The following is a 1,420-nucleotide window of genomic DNA, read 5'->3' as shown; positions in this document are numbered from 1 at the left end:
ACATAGTGATGCGTGAAAAAGGCGCTACGAAGTCCCGTAAAATCCGCTGGTTGGAACACACTTCGCCCGAGCACGGTCTCCCCCGCATCCGTATGGAACAGATGAAGGGCGGACGGATACACCTCCGCTTCCTTCTCACTGCGTGCAATAAGCTCAGCCGGAGCTTCGTACTGGCAGAACGGATGCAGCACCTTTTTGATGAAGGAGGGTTCTAATCCAGGGGACCGAGCCACCGTGTCGAACCCTTCGGCGGCGCGGAATACGCCCCGGCGCTCCCGTGTGTACATCTGTTGCTGTATGTTTCGGGCAGGAACATCCGGCACTAGTCTTCCCTCCCTTCAATATACTTCAGCTTGTACAGCAGCCAGATGAAAGGTTCATCCACCCGAATCGGGCTGACTACGCTCTGCAGCTTCTGATCGACGGGATTGCTCCCAAGGGCAGAGACCGCAAAATACGCTGCATTCGAGAAATAGACGTCCATCGTTCCCTTGAACGGACGATCGACCTTCTCAATGAAACGACGAATCTCGCCGTCAATATTTTCAAATTCCGTCAGATTCAAATGCTTGCGGTGAACCATATTGTTGAAGATGTTGCTGTTCAGCTTCACGTATTCGCCATCTTCATCCTTCAGCGCATGCAGCATGTCGCTCTTCGTCAGCACAACGGCAGTCGGAATATCCGTCTTGCCCTTGTCCTCATACGCAATGAAATCACCGAACATGGTCAGTACGACATCGCGCGGTTCATCGTACTGCGACACCCATTCACCCGGCTGATCGCCGAACTTCAACCGAATTTTCTCACGTATGGAGCGAATCTGGAGCGGATCGACCATAAACAGAATCCCCGCTGAGTTCTTGATATGTTGACCGTGAAGGCCCAAATAATCCTCGTCCACCATACCCTCTCCCGCTACGTCGAAGAACACAAGCGTTAACGGCGGCTTTGATTCATCCTTGAATACGAATTGAAAAATAAACGGCTCCTGCATCTTCTCCTTCTGAGTCGATGCGAGCAAATCCCCGCGCTCAAACAGCGGTTCCTCATACCCGGTACGAAACTTGCGGCTGATCTCTGCATTAAGCGGCATGCAAGCCGCATCAAAATGATCGGCTGTCGTATGCTGCAGCGTATGAATCAATGATGTCATATACACCGATTTTCCAACCTGGGAGGCGCCAATGATGGAGATGATATTGCTGGGCACCTTACCTGCGGTTACAGGAAGCTCATTATGGCATTTCGGGCATAACCGTCTGCGCGTCATCACGCCGTAGCGGTCATTCAGTCCGACCAGCACATGATCCGAATAAATATGGTGCTCCTCGGGAATATCGCCAGGCCGAATAATCGCCTCCATATCGTAGACCGAATCGAGACCAAAACGCTCACGATAGCGGTTCAGCTCATCATC

The 1,420-nt window shown here is 52.0% G+C and carries 2 protein-coding genes; both read right to left on the bottom strand.

The window, feature by feature from the left end:
• Window positions 1-287: GAP1-N2 domain-containing protein (locus ACFRAK_RS27590; RefSeq protein ID WP_483878289.1), on the bottom strand; the 287-nt coding region annotated here is incomplete at its 3' end.
• Between the two features lie 35 nt (window positions 288-322).
• Window positions 323-1,420: TRAFAC clade GTPase domain-containing protein (locus tag ACFRAK_RS27585; protein ID WP_394572973.1), on the bottom strand; the 1,098-nt coding region annotated here is incomplete at its 5' end.

The sequence above is a fragment of the Peribacillus sp. NPDC056705 genome, assembly GCF_043656335.1.
This window is presented reverse-complemented; position numbering and strand designations above follow the sequence as displayed.